Origin of the sequence: Herbaspirillum sp. LeCh32-8 (genome assembly GCF_017814915.1) — a bacterium.
Lineage (GTDB): Bacteria > Pseudomonadota > Gammaproteobacteria > Burkholderiales > Burkholderiaceae_D > Herbaspirillum.
Window position 1 is genome coordinate 98,914 of sequence record NZ_JAGIPZ010000008.1, and the last position, 15,860, is coordinate 114,773.

Consider the following 15,860-nt stretch of genomic DNA (forward strand, 5'->3'; position numbering starts at 1 on the left):
GTTCTCCGGCCCGCCTCACGACTCTATGAGAGAGCAAGCCTGTCGTTTATCAAAACGCCGATCATGCCGAAATCCCCGGGCGGCTCCTATGGGAAAAATCTCAAAAAATATCTGACCGTGCCCATTTCACCCGCCCGGGGGATGAAGTGAGCGCCAAGCAAGCTGCAATGCAATCTGATGGCGCTAGTGCCGCGTCGCCTTGCGCCCATCGCACTCCAGCATTTCATGCGCCACCTGCAAGGCGCCCTGCTCGGCTGATTTCTCGTCGGCGAAGGTCTTGTCGGCCAGCACGCGCTGCGAGGGGAACACCGGGTTGCGGTGCATGGGGTTGGTCGAATGGCCGAAGATGGCGACGTTGGCCACCCACTCCTCGCCGCCGATCACGCGCACGCCGGAGTACTCGATTTCATAGTCGCCCATTTGTTCGGTTGGCATGGTGTCTCCTCCTTGGGTTGTGGTCGCAGGGGTCGCTCAGGATGCGCCGTCGCCGGCGCGTTCGTTCAGGTGGGTGATGGCGTATCCCTTCTCGCCGATCTGCTTGTAGGCGTCTTCCGCCTGCAGCGTGAAATGTCGCTTGCCGTCGCGCTCGAAATTCACATCCTGCTCGTGCATCTGCCAGTCGGTGTTGGTCACCTCTTCCGGCAGGGGCTTTTCATGGGGGATGACAAGATAGGAAAACAGTCCGTCGCTATCCGGGCGCTTGTACACATCGACTTTCATCTTCGGCCTCCAGGTCAGATTGAACAATGGCATTGCAGGAGCGCAGGCTTGGCTTGCCGATTCACTGCGTCCTCATTTTTCCGACTGGCATGCCGGGCATTGGTTCAAGCAAGAATTGCTGCGACGCAAGCCCGCGCCGGACGCGGGCCGCCATCTTCAACATAGCACTTGCCGGCGGGCGATTCCAGACGATCTGGCCGATCCCGCGTGCGATCGGCCGGCGTGTGCGCCTGCAAAAAAAGGAAGGGAAAGGATGAGCTTTCAGTCGGCCTGGCGGCGCAGCCAGGCCAGCGCGCCGTCCAGGCTGCGGAAGTCGGCCAGCGAGCGGCAAGCGATCTGCGGGTGGCGTTCGCGCAGCATGCGCGTCAAGGCCGAGCCGGGGCCCAGCTCAAGCGCGACCGTGACGCCGCGCTCGGCGCAGGCATCCATGCAGGCGGCCCACTGGATGGTCTCGGTCAGCTGGCGCACCAGCAATTGGCGCGCCTGCGCCGCATCGGCCACCGCCTGCCCGCTCACCCCGGCCAGCAAGGTCGCGCTGGGCGCAGCGCCGGCCACCTGAGCCAAGGCCGCGCTGAACGGCGCGACGGCTGCCTGCATCAGCGGCGTGTGCGAGGCCAGACCGACCGGCAACTCGCCGGTGCGCGCGCCCTGCGCCTGCAGCTCGACAGCGGCCGCCTGCAAGGCGGCATTGGGGCCGCCGGCGATCAGGCTGTCTTCCCCGGTGTCGATGGCCACGCCGGCGCCGTGGCGCTGCAGGCAGGCACGGGCCAGCCCGACGGCGACGCCGCCGACCGACATCAGGCCCTGCGCCGGCAGCGCGGCGGCCGCCTCATCCATGCAGCGCGCGCGCTGCGCGGCCAGCGCGATCGTCTGTTCAGCATCGAGCACGCCGGCCACTGCGCAGGCCGACAACTCGCCCACACTGTAGCCGGCCACGACGGTCGGGCTGCCGGCAATTTCAGCAAGCGGTGCGGAGATCGCATGCCAGGCGGCCAGTTGCGCGGCGACGATCAAAGGCTGGGCATTGCGGTTGGCGAACAGGCGCGCGGGATCGGACAACACGACGTCCAGCGGCGCATCCAGCAACGCCGGCCATTGGCAGCGCTCAAGGAAGGCGCCGCCGCGGGCATCGGCGCGCGCAAGGTCGAACATGGCGGCCTGCTGGCCGCATTGGCCGGGGCAGAGAATGGCCAGGCGCATGTTCATGCCCGGCGTCGCTGCGGCAGCGCGACGGCGTCACCCAGCGCGCATGCCTGGTGCACCAGACATGCCGCCGCCAACAGATCGGCCGCGCCGCCCGGCGACAAGCGGTGGCGGCTGAACAGGTGATGGCAATCGACAGCGCGCGCCTGCCAGTGCGCCTGTGCGGTGCCGCCGGCGGCGAGAAAGGCGGCGCTGCTGCCGCGCACGATGGCGGCCCCGTCGGCGCCGCCGCGGTGGTAGACATTGGTGTCGCTGATGTGGCTCATCAGTGCGAACAAGGCGTCGATCTTTGCCTCGCGCCAGCCGCGGCCGGCCGCCAGCGTGGCCTGCAGGCGCGGCAGCGCGACCTCGAACACCGACGGAAAGCCCAGAGCGCCCTCTTCGCGCGCACCGCCCACGGCGTGCACTGCGGCCACGCGCTGGCCGTGGCTGACGGCCTCGGGCGAGATCTCGGCGCGCGTATGGCGCGCCAGGGCGTCGCCCCACTGAATCAACAGGGCTGCACGTATGGTCGGCTCGGTCAGCGTCATCTTGCGGCTGCGGCAATACGCGATGGCCGCGCACAGCATGCCCAGCGCGAAGATCGCGCCGCGATGGGTATTGATGCCGTTGGTGGCGCGCAGCATGCGCGCCTCGGCCGTGATGGCCAGGCGCTGCAGATGACGGAAGGCTTGCCCCTGCGCGCCGGCCTCGGCGATCTCGACAAAGTAGCGCCGCAGGGAAAACAGGCTGCGCATGAAGGTGCCGGCATCCATGTCAGTGTGGCTGCCGTTGTCCACCGGTGAGACCAGTCCCGGCTTGGGATAGAGCACCAGCTCCTGATGCAGGCTGCGCAGCGCCAGGCGCGCCAGCGTGCGGCAAAAGAGCTGGTTATCGCGCGCGTCGCGGCGCTTTTGCGTGTAATGCGGGGCCGGGATCAGCGCCGCGCGCGGCGTGCCCGTATCGCGATCGATGTGGTTCAGGCTGCGCATCGTCCCTCGCCCTCAGCAGGCAGGCTCGCGGCCAGCGCGCCTACGCGTTCCAGCAGCACCGCAGCAGGCCCCTTTACCAGCACGCGGCCGTCGGCGTTGCCGCCCAGCACGGCCACCTGGCGCCACTCTTTCCACGACACTGCCGCGCCGCCGGGAAACACGATCTCGCCGTCCAGCGGCAAGAACATCGCATGGTAGGCCAGCAGGCGTACGCCCTGCTCCAGCTGCGCGCGGTCGGTGGGCTGGAACAGCAGGTCGATGTCGGAGGTGCTGCGCAGATAGGTTTGCCCGGTCACCGCCTGCCAGGCCAGCGAGCCGAACACCGCCAGCGTGATGCCGGCGCGCGCCATTTGCTCCTGCAGGTCGGCCATGGCGCTCGGCCAGCCCGGCGGCAGTTGCGGCAAACGGGTCGCAACGATGTCGCGCAGCGGGAATGGCGCGCGCGCGGCCGCGACCTCGGCGGCCTTCACCCGCACGGCGATGCGCGGCTTGTTGCCCTGCGCATCCGGCGGCAAGGCGATGCCGGCGCAGATCTCGTCAGCGGCGGCATCCGAGTCGGCGCGGCGCACCACCAGCGGCCAGCGACTGTCCTGCCAGTGCGCCATCGTCTCGCGCTGGCGCGCGTCGACTGCTTGCGCCAGCTGGCGTTGCCAGCCGGCCTCGGTCAGCCAGATCAGGTGGTGGCGTTCATGCATGCGCAGCTCTGGTTGGGCGAAGTCACTTCAAGGGTACGTCGTCGGCCACGGCGTCGATCACGCGCTGGGCCAGCTTGCGGCCACCGCGCTCCAACCCGGCCACGGCGCGCCGGTCGGCGGAACGATCCTCGGCCAGGGCGGTGCGCAGGGCCTGCGCCAGGTCGCCGCTCCAGATGTCGGCCACGCCGCCCATGCGCAAATAATTTTCAGGCCCCGGCGCGAACACCGGGTTGCTGCGCGCCAGTTCGGTCAGGCGCTCTTCCGGCACCTTGGTGATGCGCGCCATGGCGGGCAGGCCCATGACGCGGATGGTGGCGTCCGGCAAGGCATAGCAGGCGTCGGCGATCAGGCCGCTGGTGATGAAGCCGCCCGACAGCGCCTGGTCGTACACCAGGCCGATCACGCGGTGGCCGTAGCGACGCGCCAGTTCCACGCACTTGCCCAGGTGCGCCATGTAGCTGTTGATGCCCAGCATCTCGTCGCGATGGCGCAGGCGCTGGCCTTGCGTATCGACCAGGATGACGATGGGCCGGCCGGGATGCTCGCGCACCGTATCCAGGATCGCGGCGGCCTGGGCCAGCGCGATCTCGATGCCGATGGGCGTGTGGCCGGTGGTGCCGATGACGGCCACGGTGACGCCGTCGACCTTGGCGCTGCCGGAGAGGAAATTGTCCTGCTCGACGATCTCATGCCCCTGCGGGAACAGTTGCTGCGCCAGCGCGCGCCAGTCGACCTGCGTGACCTGGGTTTCTTTGGTTGCGGTTTGCATGCGGGTGTCCTCTGTGTCGTCTCAGGCTTTGCTCGTGATGCGATGGGCGTCGGCCATGGCGGTAAAGGCCGCGGCTTCCAGCATCGGCACCGACTCCGGCTTGGGCACGCCCAGCTCGGCCCAGATGTCCATCGGGTCTTCGGCATGGCCGAAGGTGGCGATGCGACGGCGCAGCATCTCCTGCTCGGCCTCCAGCGCCTGCAGGCTCAGCGCGGTCGGGCCGGCCTGTTCCAGCGCGGCGATGGCGGCATGGTGGAAGGCGTCGACATCGTCGTTCACCAACTGCTGGCAGTCGCCGATCAGGTAGCGGTGCTTTCCGCCGGTGGTGCGCCAGACCAGCGCGCGGTCGCGCGAATCGAACTCCTCGACGCCGTTGGCGGTCTCGATCACCTCCGGGCCGGACATGGCCAGACGGCCCTCTTCCGACATGATCACGGTATTGGCGCAACGCGCGACGATGCCCATGCCGCCGAAGCAGCCGTTGGCGCCACCCACCAGCACGATCACCGGGATCCCGGCGGCGCGCGCGTCGAGCACGGCGCGCATTACCTCCGAGACGGCGATCAGGCCGGCATTGGCCTCATGCAGGCGCACGCCGCCGGTTTCCAGCAGCAGCACCACGCCGGCCACCTTCTTGCGGATAGCGCGCTTCAACAGCCCGACCAGCTTGGCGCCATGCACCTCGCCCACCGCGCCGCCCATGAAGCCGCCCTCCTGCGCGGCTGCCATGACGTCCTTGCCGCCCAGCTTGCCCTCACCGATCACCACGCCGTCGTCGAACGATACCGGCGCGTCGAGCTGGCCCAGGTGCGGGCTGACCACGCGCTGCGCCGGCGGCAGCAGTTCGCCGAAGCTGCCGGTGTCGAGCACCGCCAGGATGCGTTCGCGCGCACTGGCTTCCAGATAGCTCGCGCTCATGCTGTGCCCTCCACCATGGCTTCCACCGCCTGGTCCAGGCGCAGGCTGACCACCGCCGGGGTGGCCCCCATGTCGTTGATCGAGATGCGTGCATCGGCCAGCTGCCAGCGCTGGAAGAAGTCGTTCATGACCGCCTCCCAGATGGCGCCGAAGCCGCGCGCGGCGGTCTTGACCTCGATGGCGCAGCCGCCGTTGAGAGCGGCGTTCTCGATCAGTACCTCCAGGTTGCCGGAGCTGACCACGCCCACCAGTTCGGGCGCGGGCTTGAGCTTGCGCTGCCCATGTTCAAAACGAAAAGTCAGGGTTTCCATATCGTCGGTCGTCGTTGCCTGTTTTTACTTTGGTTAGCGTTGTATCTCGTTCAAGCCTGCAGCAGCGCCGGACGCCGCTTGCGTTCCCAATGCGTGGCCTGCTCGTAGGCATAGGCCAGCTGCAGCACCTCGAGGTCGGCGAAGCGGCGGCCGATGATCTGCACGCCCATCGGCAGGCCCTGCGGGCCGAACCCGGCCGGCACGCTGATGGCCGGGGTGCCGGCCAGCGAGGCCGGGATCACCGCTTCCATCCAGCGATGGTAAGTATCCATGTCACGGCCGGCGATGCTCTTGGGCCAGTGCTCCTGGGCGCTGAAGGGGAACACCTGCGCGGTCGGCAGCAGCAGGTAATCGTAGCGCTCGAAGAGTTTGTCCAGCGCCTTGTACCAGGCGCTGCGCTCGGCCGAGGCGCGGTAGAAATCGCGCGCGCTCCGCTTCAGGCCGTTCTCCACTTCCCACTGGAACTCCGGCTTCATCAGCGCGCGTTTGGCAGGGTCGGCGTAGACATCGCCCCAGGCGCCGGCCAGCAGCGACTGGCGATGCACCAGCCAGGACTGCCACATGCGCTCGGGGGCGAAGCCGAATTCTTCCTTGCTCACTTCACCCACATGACAACCGATGCTGTCGAAGGCGGCGAAGCTGGAACGGCAGACGTCCATCACGCCGGGCTCCATGGCGAGGTAACCGTACAGGTCGCCCAGCCAGCCGATGCGCACGCCCTTGAAGTCACGCTGCAACGGCTGCGCATAACGCGCGGCGTCCTGGCCGACCGACATCGGCGCGCGGCCGTCGTAGCCGGCCTGGGTCGACATCAGCATGGCGAGGTCGCTGACATTGCGTCCCATGGGGCCGTTGGTGGACAGCCCTCCCAGGTAGAGCTCCGGCCCCGGCCCGCTGGGCACGGCGCCGGCCGAGGGACGAAAGCCGTAGACGTTGTTGTAGGCCGCCGGGTTGCGCAGCGAGCCCATCATGTCGCTGCCGTCGGCCACCGGCACCATCTGCAGGGCCAGCGCCACCGCCGCGCCGCCGCTGCTGCCGCCGGCGATGCGGCTCTGGTCCCAGGCGTTGAGCGTCATGCCGTAGACCGGATTGTAGGAGTTGGAGCCGAGACCGAACTCCGGGGTGTTGGTCTTGCCGATCAGGATCGCGCCCTGCTTGCGGATGCGCTCGACGAAGATGTCGTCGGCCTGCGGCACGTTGTCCTTGAACAGCGGCGAGCCGAAGGTGGTGCGAATGCCGCGCGTCAGGGCCAGGTCCTTCACCGCGTGCGGCATGCCGTGCATCCAGCCCTGATACTGCCCGGCGGCCAGCTGGCGGTCTTTCTCGTCGGCCTGCGCGAGCAAGGCATCGCCGTCCTGCAGCGCGACGATGGCGTTGACCCTGGGGTTGATGCGTTCGATATGGCCCAGATACGCCGCCATCACCTCGCGGCAGGAAACCTGGCGCTGGCGAATGGCGGCCGACAGCGCCAGCGCGTCCAGCGCCACGATGTCGGAAGGCCGATGCTGTGCTTGCGATGTCATGGTGTTGCTGTTGCCTCCTGAAGTCGGTGCGCCGGTGTCCGTCGCGTGTGCCGCGTGTGCCGCCAGCCCCAGCGCGCCACCGCCCCACAGCATGCCTGCCGCCATGAGCCTGCGCCGTTGCCGGTCTATGCCGGGGGATTCGGATGCTTCAATGCCGTCGGGCTGGTCGTGCATGGACACCTCGCTATCGGGTTGCTGCGGTTGAAGATGCCCGCACTGCGCGGGCGCTTTCCCCTTGTTGCCCCCCCTGTCCCTCTGTCCTGCTTTCCCCTGCTCCTGCTCTTACCCCTGTCTCTTGCCTGTTACCTCCTGACGCCCCGGCCTCACCAGTTGCGGAAGCGCTTGGGCGGGTTGTACAGCCCGCCCGAAGCGCGCACCAAGTCCTTCATGTTCTTGGCCGCCAGCAGGTCGCGCGTGGCCAGGCGCTTGTCGATGCCCATGTCCTCGGCGCGGCGGATCACGCCGCGGTCGCGCAGGTTCTCCACCATGCGCTTGTCGCGTCCCAGGCCTACTGCGGTGTAGCCGGCCACGCCGCGAATGGCTTGCTCGCGCTCTTCGTCGGAACGACACAGCAGCAGGTTGGCGATGCCTTCCTCGGTCAGGATGTGGGTGACGTCGTCGCCGTAGATCATCACCGGCGGAATCGGCATCCGGGCCTGCTCGCCCAGCTGCCAGGCATCGAGCTTCTCGACGAAGGCCGGCTGCATGTGTTCGCGGAAGGTCTCCACCGTCTGCACCACCAGCTTCTGGCCGCGCGGAATGGTGTTCTTCCCCTCGCGCGCCTGGGCGCCGGCCTTCAACCAGGCCGGGCTGGCGTGGCGCCGGCCGCGTGCGTCCGCCCCCATGTTGGGCGCGCCGCCGAAACCGGCGATGCGGCCCAGCGTGGCGGTGGACGAATTGCCCTGCAGGTCGATCTGCAGCGTGGAGCCGATGAACATGTCGCAGCCGTAGTGACCGGCCGTCTGCGAGAACGCGCGGTTGCTGCGCATGGAGCCGTCGGGGCCGACGAAGAAGACGTCGGGCCGGGCGCGGATGTAATCCTCCATGCCCAGCTCGGAGCCGAAGGAATGCACCGACTCGACGAAGCCCGCCTCGATCGCCGGGATCAGCGCGGGGTGCGGGTTCAGCGCCCAGTGCTTGCAGATCTTGCCGCGCAGGCCGAGCGACTCGGCGTAGGTCGGCAGGATCAGCTCGATGGCGGCGGTGTCGAAGCCGATGCCATGGTTCAGGCGCTGTACGCCGTACTCGGCGTAGATGCCCTTGATGGCCATCATGGCCATCAGCACCTGGATCTCGGAGATCTGCGCCGGGTCGCGCGTGAACAGCGGTTCGATGTAGTGCGGCGTGGGCGCCTTGATGGCAAAGCTGACCCAGTCGGCCGGGATGTCCACGCGCGGCAGCTCGTCGACGATCTCGTTGACCTGGGCGATCACGATGCCGCTGGAGAACGCCGTGGCCTCGGCAATCGCCGGCGTGTCTTCGGTGTTGGGACCGGTGTAGAGATTGCCATGCCGGTCGGCCGCCTGCGCGGCCACCAGCGCTACGCGCGGCGTCAGGTCGACGAAGTAACGGCCGAACAGCTCCAGGTAAGTATGGATGGCGCCGATATTGAGCTTGCCCGCCGAGGCCAGCTTCGCCAGTCGCCCGGCCTGCGGGCCGGAGAAGGAAAAGTCGAGGCGATCGGCGATGCCCTTCTCGAACACGTCCAGATGCTCCGGCAGGGCCAGCACCGAGAACAGCATGTGCAAGCCGTACACGCGCGCCCGGTCGAGCGAGGCCAGGCCACGGGCCAAAAAGTCGGCCTGCTTCTGGTTGTTGCCCTCGACGCAAACCCGGTCGCCCGGCTCCAGCACCGCATACAGCAGCTCGGCCAGCTGCGCCGCCGGCGCGATCTTGCCTTGCAGCTTGTCGCCCAGCGCCGCGGCGGCGCGCGCCAGACGTTGTTCGCGGTTGTTCTGCCGTGCATTCCAGACGCGTTCGCTACCACTCATATTTACTTCACTCCCATCAACAGGTCAGGCAGGACGGTCGCGATGCCGGGGAACACGCACAGCAGCAGGACCGCGACGAACATCAGCGCCAGGAAAGGAATCGTACCCTTGATCACGTCGCCCAACGGGATGTCGGGTGCGATGTTCTTGATCACGAACAGGTTCAACCCCACCGGCGGGTGGATCAGGCCCATCTCCATCACCACCGTCATCACGATGCCGAACCAGATCAGGTCGAAACCGGCAGCCTTCAGTGGCGGCAGGATGATGGGCGCGGTCATCAGGATGATCGACACCGGCGGCAGGAAGAAGCCCAGCACGATCACCATCAGCAGGATCACCGCCAGCAGCAGCCACTTGGACAGGTGCAGGTCCACCACCCACTGCGCCGCCGACTGGCTGATGTGCAGGTAGCTCATCACGTAGGAGTACAGCAGCGACATGCCGATGATCAACAGCAGCATGCCCGACTCCTTGATGGTGGAGGACAGGAACGGCGCGATCTCGCGCGGCTTGTAGATGCGGTAGACGATGGCGATCAGCACCAGCGCCAGCAGCGCGCCCAGGCCGGCGGTCTCGGACGGCGTGGCCAGCCCGCCGTACAGCGCCACCATCACGCCGATCAGCAGGATCAGGAACGGCAGCACGCGCGGCAGCATCTCCACCTTCTGCGCCAGCGTGAAATGCTCGTCATCCAGATAGGCCGACTTGACGCCGCCGGCGCTGTAGATGGCGTGCGCCATCTTGTACTCCTTGCGGGCGCGGTAGACGGCGTAACCGGCGAACAGGATCACCAGCAGCACGCCCGGGCCGATGCCGGCCAGGAATAGGCGCCCCAGCGACTGTTCAGCTGCCACCGCGTACAGGATCATGGTGATCGATGGCGGCAGCAGGATGCCCAGCGTGCCGCCGGCGGCGATGATGCCGGCCGCGAAGCCGGGCGAGTAACCGCGCCGTCGCATCTCCGGAATACCGGCCGAACCGATCGCCGAGCAGGTCGCGGGCGACGAGCCGGCCATCGCCGCAAACAGCGCGCAGGCGAACACGTTGGCGATGCCCAGGCCGCCCGGCACGCGGTTCAGCCAGGCGTGGATGGCCGAGTACAAGTCCTTGCCGGCGGGCGATTTGCCGATGGCGGCCCCTTTCAGGATGAACAGCGGGATCGACAGCAGCGTGATCGAGGCGATCTCTTCGTAGACGTTCTGGGTGATGGTGTCCAACGCCGACTCCGGCATGAAGAAGTACATGAAGCCGGTCGCCACCACGCCCAGCGCGAAGGCAATGGGCATGCCGGAACACATGACGACGATGGTGATGATGCCGTACAGGGCGCCAAGGGTCAGCGGGCTCATTGCTGCCCTCCCTTCGCTTCCACCGTACCGGTGATGCGCACCAGCACCTGCACCAGCAATTGCAGCGTCAGGATGCTCATGCCCAGCGCCATCATCGAGTAAGGAATCCACAGCGGCGGCGCGAAAGTCGACGAGGTAGTCTGGCCGTCCACCCAGGCTTCATGGAACAGCGCCCACGACTTCCAGGCGAAGAAGGCGCAGAACACGAACGACACCAGGTCGACGATGAACATGCGCACCTTGTTGGCCATTGGCGAGAGCAAACCCGCCAGCGCCTCGATGCCGATGTGGCCGCGCAGCGACTGCACATAGGCCGAACACAGGAAGATCACGCCCACCAACATGAACACCGAGGCCTCGTCCTGCCAGTCGGTCGGGTGATGGAGGAAATAACGCACCACCACCGAGTAGGTGAGAATGCACGAGGTCACCACCAGCGCGATCATGCCCAGGAACACGGCCACCTTGTGATAGCCCTCCAGCACCGCGGCCAGCCACGCCAGCGGCGCGCTGGCCGGCACCTGCCGCGCCGCCGGGGCGGCGCCCGGCATCTCGAAACCGTGGCTCATAAGGTCTTCTCCGCCAGCGACAGCAGCTTGGCGCAGTTGGCGTTGCGCGCGGCGAAGTCCTTCCAGGCGGTATTGCGGGCGATATCCTGCCACTTCTTGACCACCTCGGCGTTCAGGTCGACCACTTTGGCGCCCGCCTTCTGGTAGACCTGGGCCACGGCGATGTCGTCGGCCTGCGCCGCCTTCATGGCGAACTGCTCCATGTCGGCGCCGACGGCCATGATGATGGCCTGCTGGTCTTTGGACAGGCGCTCGAACACCGCCTTGGACATCATCAGCGGCTCGAACATGTACCAGTAGGCCTTGTCGCGGCCGGTGGTCAGCGCCTTGGCGACTTCTTCCAGGCGGAACGACATGAAGGAGGTCGACGAGGTCATCGCCGCGTCCATCGCGCCGGTCTGCATGGCGGCGTAGATTTCGTTGGAAGGCAGCGTCACCACGGCGGCGCCGGCCTCCTTCAGGATCAGGTCCATCTCGCGCGAACCGCCGCGCACCTTCATGCCCTTGGCGTCCGCCGGGTCGACGATGGGCTTGCCGCGCGAGGCCACGCCGCCGGCCTGCCAGATCCAGCTGACGACGACGATGCCCTTCTCATTCAGGATGCGGGCGAGCTCCTTGCCGACCTCGGCGTTCTTCCAGGATGCGCCCTGCTGATAGGACGTCACCAGGCCGGGCATCAGGCCGATGTTGGTTTCCGGGACTTCGCCGCCGGCGTAGTTCAGCGGCACCAGCGACATGTCCAGCGCGCCCTTGCGCATGGCGGAGAACTGCGCGTTGGTCTTCATCAGCGAGGAGCCGGGATAGATCTCGAACTTCAGGCTGCCCTTGCTGCGCTCGGCCACCTGCTGGGCGAACATGCGCACCAAGCGATCACGGAAGTCGCCTTCATTGATGGTGCCGCCGGGAAACTGATGGGAAATCTTGAGGTTGGTCGTCTGGGCCCATGCTGCGACGGGCAAGCCTGCCATGCTTGTCACGAGGGGGGCGGCAGCCAGCGTGCCGAGGAAATGCCGGCGGGTAATTCCAGTCATGTTATGTCTCCTCCAGGGATTGATGGATGCTACGTTTTTACTACGTGTGTTTTTATGCTCTCATCGTGTATACAATTTCTTCTGAAAGGCATACATTGTCAAGCACAAATCCAATTTAAAATATTGTCTTGAATACAATTCCTGGTCTCGACAAGGACTTTACGAGGACTTCAAGATGGAAACCGCCAAGAAACGCTCTGAAACCCTGCGCGAATCGATCGAGGAAATGATCGCCGTAGGCAAGCTGGTGCCCGGCCAACACCTGGACGAGACCTCGCTGGCCGAGGAGTTCGGGGTATCGCGCACGCCGATTCGCGAGGCGCTGATCCAGCTGGCGTCGATGGGCATCGTCGAGATGCGGCCGCGGCGCGGCGCCATCGTGGCCGAGATCGGCCCGCAGCAATTGATTGAAATGTTCGAGGTGATGGCCGAGTTCGAGGCCATGTGCGGCCGCCTGGCCGCGCGCCGCATGACGCCGGCCGAGCACGCGCAGCTGCTGGCTGCGCACCAGGCTTGCCAGGCCGCGCGCGACGCCAGCGACCCGGACGCCTACTTCTACCTCAACGAGGTGTTCCACGACCACATCTACGCCGGCAGCCACAACACCTTCCTGGCCGAACAGGCGCGCGCGCTGCACCGCCGCCTGCGCCCTTATCGCCGCCTGCAGCTGCGGGTGCGCGACCGCCTGAAGATGTCCTTCGACGAACACGGCGCGGCGGTCGACGCCATCATCGCCGGCAATGAGGAAAAAACCATGGAAGTGCTGCGCGACCACATCATGATCCAGGGCCAGCGCTTCGCCGACCTGGTGGCGTCGCTGCATCAGCTGAAATCGGCGGCCTGAGCGGCCGCCTCTGCATGAAAACGCCGCCATTTCATGGCGGCATTCCCCCTTCTTTTTCATCCTGACGACATCGGGATCGAAGATCGCCCAGCCGCCTCACAGCAACATCAACGTCACTGGATCCCGGCCTACGCCGGGATGACGGTGGATGGGCGAACGCAGGCGTAGCGAATCAGCGTTTGCGCTGCTGCAAGCATTTCAACTGACTACGTCATCCTGACGAAAGTCAGGATCCAGTCTCTTTCGATGTGCCCGAATACATTATTCAAAAACGAAAGACACTGGATCCCGGCCTGCGCCGGGATGACGGTGGATGGGAGATCGCAGGTGCGGCAAATCAGCGTTTGCGCTGTTGCAGGCACTTCATTGACGACGTCATCCTGACGAAAGTCAGGATCCAGTGTCTTGTGATGCGCCTGGACGCATTACAACTGCCGCTCGCTTTCAAAAAAGCGCTCGCCGCCGTCCAGCGGATCCATGAAGAACAATGAGCGCGCCAGCAGCTTGAGCGGCTTGTCGAGATCATCGGCCACGCCCATCGGCACGGCGTTTGGATAGAACAGGTCGTTGACGATGGGAATGCCCAGCGAGGCCATGTGCACCCGCAGCTGGTGACGCCGGCCGGTGACCGGCTCCAGGCGGTACAGCCCCAGCGCGTTGCGCGCTTCGATCAGCGAAATATAGGTTTCCGAATTGGGTTCGCCCGGGGCTTCGTGCATCTTGAAGAACTGCTCCGGGATCTCCTCCACCCGGCTGCGGTGCACGCGCGGCAGCTCCAGATCGGCCCGCAACGGCGCCACTGCCTCATACACCTTGAACATGGAGCGCTGCTGGAACATCGACTGATATTTGCCGCGACTGGCGGGATTGTGCGAGAACACGATCACGCCGGCGGTTTCTCGGTCGAGGCGGTGGATGGGCACCAGGTCCTCGAAGCCGGTCGCCTTCTTCAGGCGCACCAGCAGGGTCTCCTGCACGAAGCGTCCGGTCGGGATCACCGGCAGGAAGTGCGGCTTGTCGGCCACGACGAGGTGATCGTCCACCAGCAGGATCTTTTCTTCCACCGGGATACGCGCCTCGCCCTGCGGCAGCTCGCGGTAGTAGAAGATGCAGTCGCCGCTGCGATAGGGCGACGCCGGCTGCAACGCCTCGCCATGCTGGTTGCGCACCTCGCCGCGCAGCAAGCGCTCGTGCCACGCCTGCGCAGGCACGGCGGTGAAGCGCTCGACCAGGAAGGACAGCATGTCGGGCCACGGCCCTGGCTGCAGCCAGAGGTAGCTGGGTGAAAGGCCGTCGCGCACCGGTAACGTGGGCGTGGGCCTCATCCCTGCTCTCCGCGCCGCGCCTCTTTGCGCGCTGCGCGACGGCGCCATGCCTGCACGCTGGCGTTGCCGTCGATATGTTTGAGCAATTTGGCGCGCTGGTCGTCGGTGAAAGGCAATTGCCCGATCAATGCCGGCCATTGCGTCATGGCGCGTTCCACCGTTTCCACCAGCACCGCCTGCAGCTTGGGCTCGGGAATGTTCCAGATGTTGGCCAGCCGGCGCAGGATGGCCGGCGTCAGCAGCTGCTTGCCCTTCTGCCCCGGCACGAAGGCCAGCGCATGACCGTCGCCGCCGACATAGGCGGCGTAAGCGACGATATCGTAGGCCGGCGACAGCACCGCCTCCTGCGGCTTGCGGTACAACAGGCTGAAGTTCTTCAGGTGCGCGTCGAAGTTGCCGAGCAGCTCGTTGACCTTGATCCGGCGCAGCAGCTCGAACACATCCTCGACGCCGCGCGCGCTGCGCTCAGCCAGCACCACGCCGATGGCTGCATAGGTGCCGACGTACTTGGCGCCGGGCGCGGTGCCGGTGACCTGGGCAAAGTCTTCCATGTGCAGGCGGGTCGTCGGCGTGGGTGCATCGCGGTCGAAACGATGCACCAACAAAAACCGGCTGGCGTCGTTGCGCAAGCCGAACGGCAGATGCTCGGCAATCGCTGACAGCGGCTCCAGCTCAAACTTGCAGGTATCGACGCCAGCCGCGGCGGCCAGCGTCAGGGAGGCGAATTCGACCTGCGGCATGTTGGGATAGTCGGTGGCCGGCAGCTTGGCGATGAAGTGCGCGCCGGCGCGGTCGCGCGAACGCATCACGTAGCGCCCGCCGGCCTGCCGCACCAGCGCCAGCTTGGGCTGCACGCCGGAGAGCGACTCCCCGCCCGGCACCGGGAGCTGGCCGGAGCTCATCTCGTAGCTGTCATGCCCCTGGCCCAGCAATCGGCCCAGGCCGCGTTCGTCCAGCTCCTCGGCCACTGCCGAGACGTCTCCCGGCAGGTCTTTGCCGCAATAGGCCAGCAGACCGAACTCGTCGTCCGGCGCCAGGCCGGCGCGCTGCACCAAATGCTTGCGCAACTGGCCCTCGGGCAGCAGGTTCTGGAAGAACGGCGGCAGGCCGCCGCGGCCGTCGCCGCGATTGGCGGCCAACGTGGGATCAAGCAGCTGGGCGCGGGTGCGTTCCTCGCTCGCCGCGCTGTACAGCTGGGACAGGATGGGACGCGACGCGCCCTGGATGGCGTAATCGTCATCGAAACGGAAGTAGCAGCGGCCGTCGTCCAGCGCGAACAGCGAGCCGGCATCGACGGCGCCCAGGCGAATGCGCAGGGAACGCAGCATGCTCATGGCCGTTCTCCTTGCTGCATCAGTTGCTGCAGTCGCTGCGCCAGCTCGGTCTGGCTGCCGGCCTGGTCGGCGTGCTCGGCGGCGCGCATGTCGGCCGCCTGCTGCGGCACCAGGAGCAGCTCCAACTCCAGCTCGCTGCACAGGGACAGCAACTTGCCGAGCTCAATATTGCCCTTGCCGGTTTCCAGCGCCAACAAGGTATTGCGATGCATGCCGGCCCGGTCGGCCAGTTCGATGGCGGTCAGGTTCCGGGCCTTGCGCGCTGCGCGGATGCGGGCGCCGATGTCTTGCAGGCTGATCATGA

General features: G+C 66.6%; 18 protein-coding genes. 2 read left to right on the top strand and 16 right to left on the bottom strand.

Annotated features, from left to right (window positions below):
- Positions 1-183: 183 nt before the first annotated feature.
- Both J8I26_RS15155 and J8I26_RS15160 read right to left on the bottom strand, forming a co-directional pair.
- Positions 184-435, bottom strand: a complete 252-nt coding sequence (locus tag J8I26_RS15155; RefSeq protein WP_209607941.1) for a hypothetical protein — start codon at positions 433-435, stop codon at positions 184-186.
- A gap of 36 nt (positions 436-471) precedes the next feature.
- Entirely contained in the window at positions 472-720 is a 249-nt protein-coding gene (locus J8I26_RS15160; protein WP_209607942.1) for a DUF6139 family protein, read from the bottom strand.
- Positions 721-746: 26 nt separating this feature from the next.
- On the opposite strand from J8I26_RS15160, the gene J8I26_RS15165 reads away from it, so the two are divergent.
- Positions 747-977 (top strand): hypothetical protein, encoded by a 231-nt coding sequence (locus J8I26_RS15165; protein WP_209607943.1) that lies wholly within the window; start codon positions 747-749, stop codon positions 975-977.
- A 4-nt stretch (positions 978-981) separates the two neighbouring features.
- Here the strand turns inward: J8I26_RS15165 and J8I26_RS15170 are convergent, their stop codons facing one another.
- The 11 genes from J8I26_RS15170 to dctP all read right to left on the bottom strand — a co-directional run bounded on the left by J8I26_RS15170 (position 982) and on the right by dctP (position 12,053).
- Positions 982-1,926, bottom strand: coding sequence for an acyltransferase domain-containing protein (locus J8I26_RS15170; protein WP_209607944.1), 945 nt, complete (start codon positions 1,924-1,926; stop codon positions 982-984).
- Positions 1,923-2,894: a triphosphoribosyl-dephospho-CoA synthase MdcB gene (gene mdcB, locus J8I26_RS15175; protein WP_209607945.1), complete on the bottom strand. Its 972-nt coding sequence runs from the start codon at positions 2,892-2,894 to the stop codon at positions 1,923-1,925. The genes J8I26_RS15170 and mdcB overlap by 4 nt, the downstream gene beginning before the upstream one ends.
- Positions 2,882-3,589: a malonate decarboxylase holo-[acyl-carrier-protein] synthase gene (mdcG, locus tag J8I26_RS15180; protein ID WP_209607946.1), complete on the bottom strand. Its 708-nt coding sequence runs from the start codon at positions 3,587-3,589 to the stop codon at positions 2,882-2,884. The genes mdcB and mdcG overlap by 13 nt, the downstream gene beginning before the upstream one ends.
- Positions 3,590-3,611: 22 nt before the next feature.
- Entirely contained in the window at positions 3,612-4,358 is a 747-nt protein-coding gene (mdcE, locus tag J8I26_RS15185) for a biotin-independent malonate decarboxylase subunit gamma (protein ID WP_209607947.1), read from the bottom strand.
- Between the two features lie 21 nt (positions 4,359-4,379).
- Positions 4,380-5,276, bottom strand: a complete 897-nt coding sequence (locus tag J8I26_RS15190) for a biotin-independent malonate decarboxylase subunit beta (protein WP_209607948.1) — start codon at positions 5,274-5,276, stop codon at positions 4,380-4,382.
- The gene (gene mdcC / locus J8I26_RS15195; protein ID WP_209607949.1) at positions 5,273-5,587 is read right to left on the bottom strand and encodes a malonate decarboxylase acyl carrier protein; all 315 of its coding nucleotides are present in this window, start codon (positions 5,585-5,587) and stop codon (positions 5,273-5,275) included. Before mdcC ends, J8I26_RS15190 begins: the two co-directional genes overlap by 4 nt.
- 50 nt (positions 5,588-5,637) lie before the next feature.
- The gene (locus tag J8I26_RS15200) at positions 5,638-7,110 is read right to left on the bottom strand and encodes an amidase (protein ID WP_209607950.1); all 1,473 of its coding nucleotides are present in this window, start codon (positions 7,108-7,110) and stop codon (positions 5,638-5,640) included.
- Positions 7,111-7,433: 323 nt separating this feature from the next.
- Positions 7,434-9,101, bottom strand: coding sequence for a malonate decarboxylase subunit alpha (mdcA, locus tag J8I26_RS15205; RefSeq protein ID WP_209607951.1), 1,668 nt, complete (start codon positions 9,099-9,101; stop codon positions 7,434-7,436).
- Between the two features lie 2 nt (positions 9,102-9,103).
- Positions 9,104-10,453, bottom strand: a complete 1,350-nt coding sequence (locus J8I26_RS15210; RefSeq protein ID WP_209607952.1) for a TRAP transporter large permease — start codon at positions 10,451-10,453, stop codon at positions 9,104-9,106.
- Positions 10,450-11,022 carry a TRAP transporter small permease gene (locus J8I26_RS15215; protein ID WP_209607953.1) on the bottom strand — a complete coding sequence of 191 codons (573 nt, stop codon included), beginning with the start codon at positions 11,020-11,022 and terminating at the stop codon, positions 10,450-10,452. Before J8I26_RS15215 ends, J8I26_RS15210 begins: the two co-directional genes overlap by 4 nt.
- Positions 11,019-12,053: a TRAP transporter substrate-binding protein DctP gene (gene dctP / locus J8I26_RS15220; RefSeq protein WP_209607954.1), complete on the bottom strand. Its 1,035-nt coding sequence runs from the start codon at positions 12,051-12,053 to the stop codon at positions 11,019-11,021. The genes J8I26_RS15215 and dctP overlap by 4 nt, the downstream gene beginning before the upstream one ends.
- A 175-nt stretch (positions 12,054-12,228) precedes the next feature.
- Here dctP and J8I26_RS15225 point away from each other — a divergent pair, with 175 nt between their 5' ends.
- Positions 12,229-12,897, top strand: a complete 669-nt coding sequence (locus J8I26_RS15225) for a GntR family transcriptional regulator (RefSeq protein WP_209607955.1) — start codon at positions 12,229-12,231, stop codon at positions 12,895-12,897.
- Positions 12,898-13,322: 425 nt separating this feature from the next.
- Here J8I26_RS15225 and J8I26_RS15230 read toward each other — a convergent pair whose 3' ends face one another.
- The 3 genes from J8I26_RS15230 to J8I26_RS15240 are packed head-to-tail and all read right to left on the bottom strand — an operon-like array spanning position 13,323 to position 15,858.
- Positions 13,323-14,222: a pseudouridine synthase gene (locus J8I26_RS15230; protein ID WP_209607956.1), complete on the bottom strand. Its 900-nt coding sequence runs from the start codon at positions 14,220-14,222 to the stop codon at positions 13,323-13,325.
- On the bottom strand, positions 14,219-15,556 hold the full coding sequence (locus J8I26_RS15235; RefSeq protein WP_209607957.1) for a type II toxin-antitoxin system HipA family toxin: 1,338 nt from the start codon (positions 15,554-15,556) through the stop codon (positions 14,219-14,221). The genes J8I26_RS15230 and J8I26_RS15235 overlap by 4 nt, the downstream gene beginning before the upstream one ends.
- Positions 15,553-15,858: a helix-turn-helix domain-containing protein gene (locus J8I26_RS15240; RefSeq protein ID WP_209607958.1), complete on the bottom strand. Its 306-nt coding sequence runs from the start codon at positions 15,856-15,858 to the stop codon at positions 15,553-15,555. Before J8I26_RS15240 ends, J8I26_RS15235 begins: the two co-directional genes overlap by 4 nt.
- Positions 15,859-15,860 lie beyond the last annotated feature (2 nt).

What these genes read in the sequence shown, in the direction of transcription:
- J8I26_RS15155 (WP_209607941.1), bottom strand. Translation starts at nt 435, where the DNA reads ATGCCAACCGAACAAATGGGCGACTATGAAATCGAGTACTCCGGCGTG.
- J8I26_RS15160 (WP_209607942.1), bottom strand. Translation starts at nt 720, where the DNA reads ATGAAAGTCGATGTGTACAAGCGCCCGGATAGCGACGGACTGTTTTCC.
- J8I26_RS15165 (WP_209607943.1), top strand. Translation starts at nt 747, where the DNA reads ATGGCATTGCAGGAGCGCAGGCTTGGCTTGCCGATTCACTGCGTCCTC.
- J8I26_RS15170 (WP_209607944.1), bottom strand. Translation starts at nt 1,926, where the DNA reads ATGAACATGCGCCTGGCCATTCTCTGCCCCGGCCAATGCGGCCAGCAG.
- mdcB (WP_209607945.1), bottom strand. Translation starts at nt 2,894, where the DNA reads ATGCGCAGCCTGAACCACATCGATCGCGATACGGGCACGCCGCGCGCG.
- mdcG (WP_209607946.1), bottom strand. Translation starts at nt 3,589, where the DNA reads ATGCATGAACGCCACCACCTGATCTGGCTGACCGAGGCCGGCTGGCAA.
- mdcE (WP_209607947.1), bottom strand. Translation starts at nt 4,358, where the DNA reads ATGCAAACCGCAACCAAAGAAACCCAGGTCACGCAGGTCGACTGGCGC.
- J8I26_RS15190 (WP_209607948.1), bottom strand. Translation starts at nt 5,276, where the DNA reads ATGAGCGCGAGCTATCTGGAAGCCAGTGCGCGCGAACGCATCCTGGCG.
- mdcC (WP_209607949.1), bottom strand. Translation starts at nt 5,587, where the DNA reads ATGGAAACCCTGACTTTTCGTTTTGAACATGGGCAGCGCAAGCTCAAG.
- J8I26_RS15200 (WP_209607950.1), bottom strand. Translation starts at nt 7,110, where the DNA reads ATGACATCGCAAGCACAGCATCGGCCTTCCGACATCGTGGCGCTGGAC.
- mdcA (WP_209607951.1), bottom strand. Translation starts at nt 9,101, where the DNA reads ATGAGTGGTAGCGAACGCGTCTGGAATGCACGGCAGAACAACCGCGAA.
- J8I26_RS15210 (WP_209607952.1), bottom strand. Translation starts at nt 10,453, where the DNA reads ATGAGCCCGCTGACCCTTGGCGCCCTGTACGGCATCATCACCATCGTC.
- J8I26_RS15215 (WP_209607953.1), bottom strand. Translation starts at nt 11,022, where the DNA reads ATGAGCCACGGTTTCGAGATGCCGGGCGCCGCCCCGGCGGCGCGGCAG.
- dctP (WP_209607954.1), bottom strand. Translation starts at nt 12,053, where the DNA reads ATGACTGGAATTACCCGCCGGCATTTCCTCGGCACGCTGGCTGCCGCC.
- J8I26_RS15225 (WP_209607955.1), top strand. Translation starts at nt 12,229, where the DNA reads ATGGAAACCGCCAAGAAACGCTCTGAAACCCTGCGCGAATCGATCGAG.
- J8I26_RS15230 (WP_209607956.1), bottom strand. Translation starts at nt 14,222, where the DNA reads ATGAGGCCCACGCCCACGTTACCGGTGCGCGACGGCCTTTCACCCAGC.
- J8I26_RS15235 (WP_209607957.1), bottom strand. Translation starts at nt 15,556, where the DNA reads ATGAGCATGCTGCGTTCCCTGCGCATTCGCCTGGGCGCCGTCGATGCC.
- J8I26_RS15240 (WP_209607958.1), bottom strand. Translation starts at nt 15,858, where the DNA reads ATGATCAGCCTGCAAGACATCGGCGCCCGCATCCGCGCAGCGCGCAAG.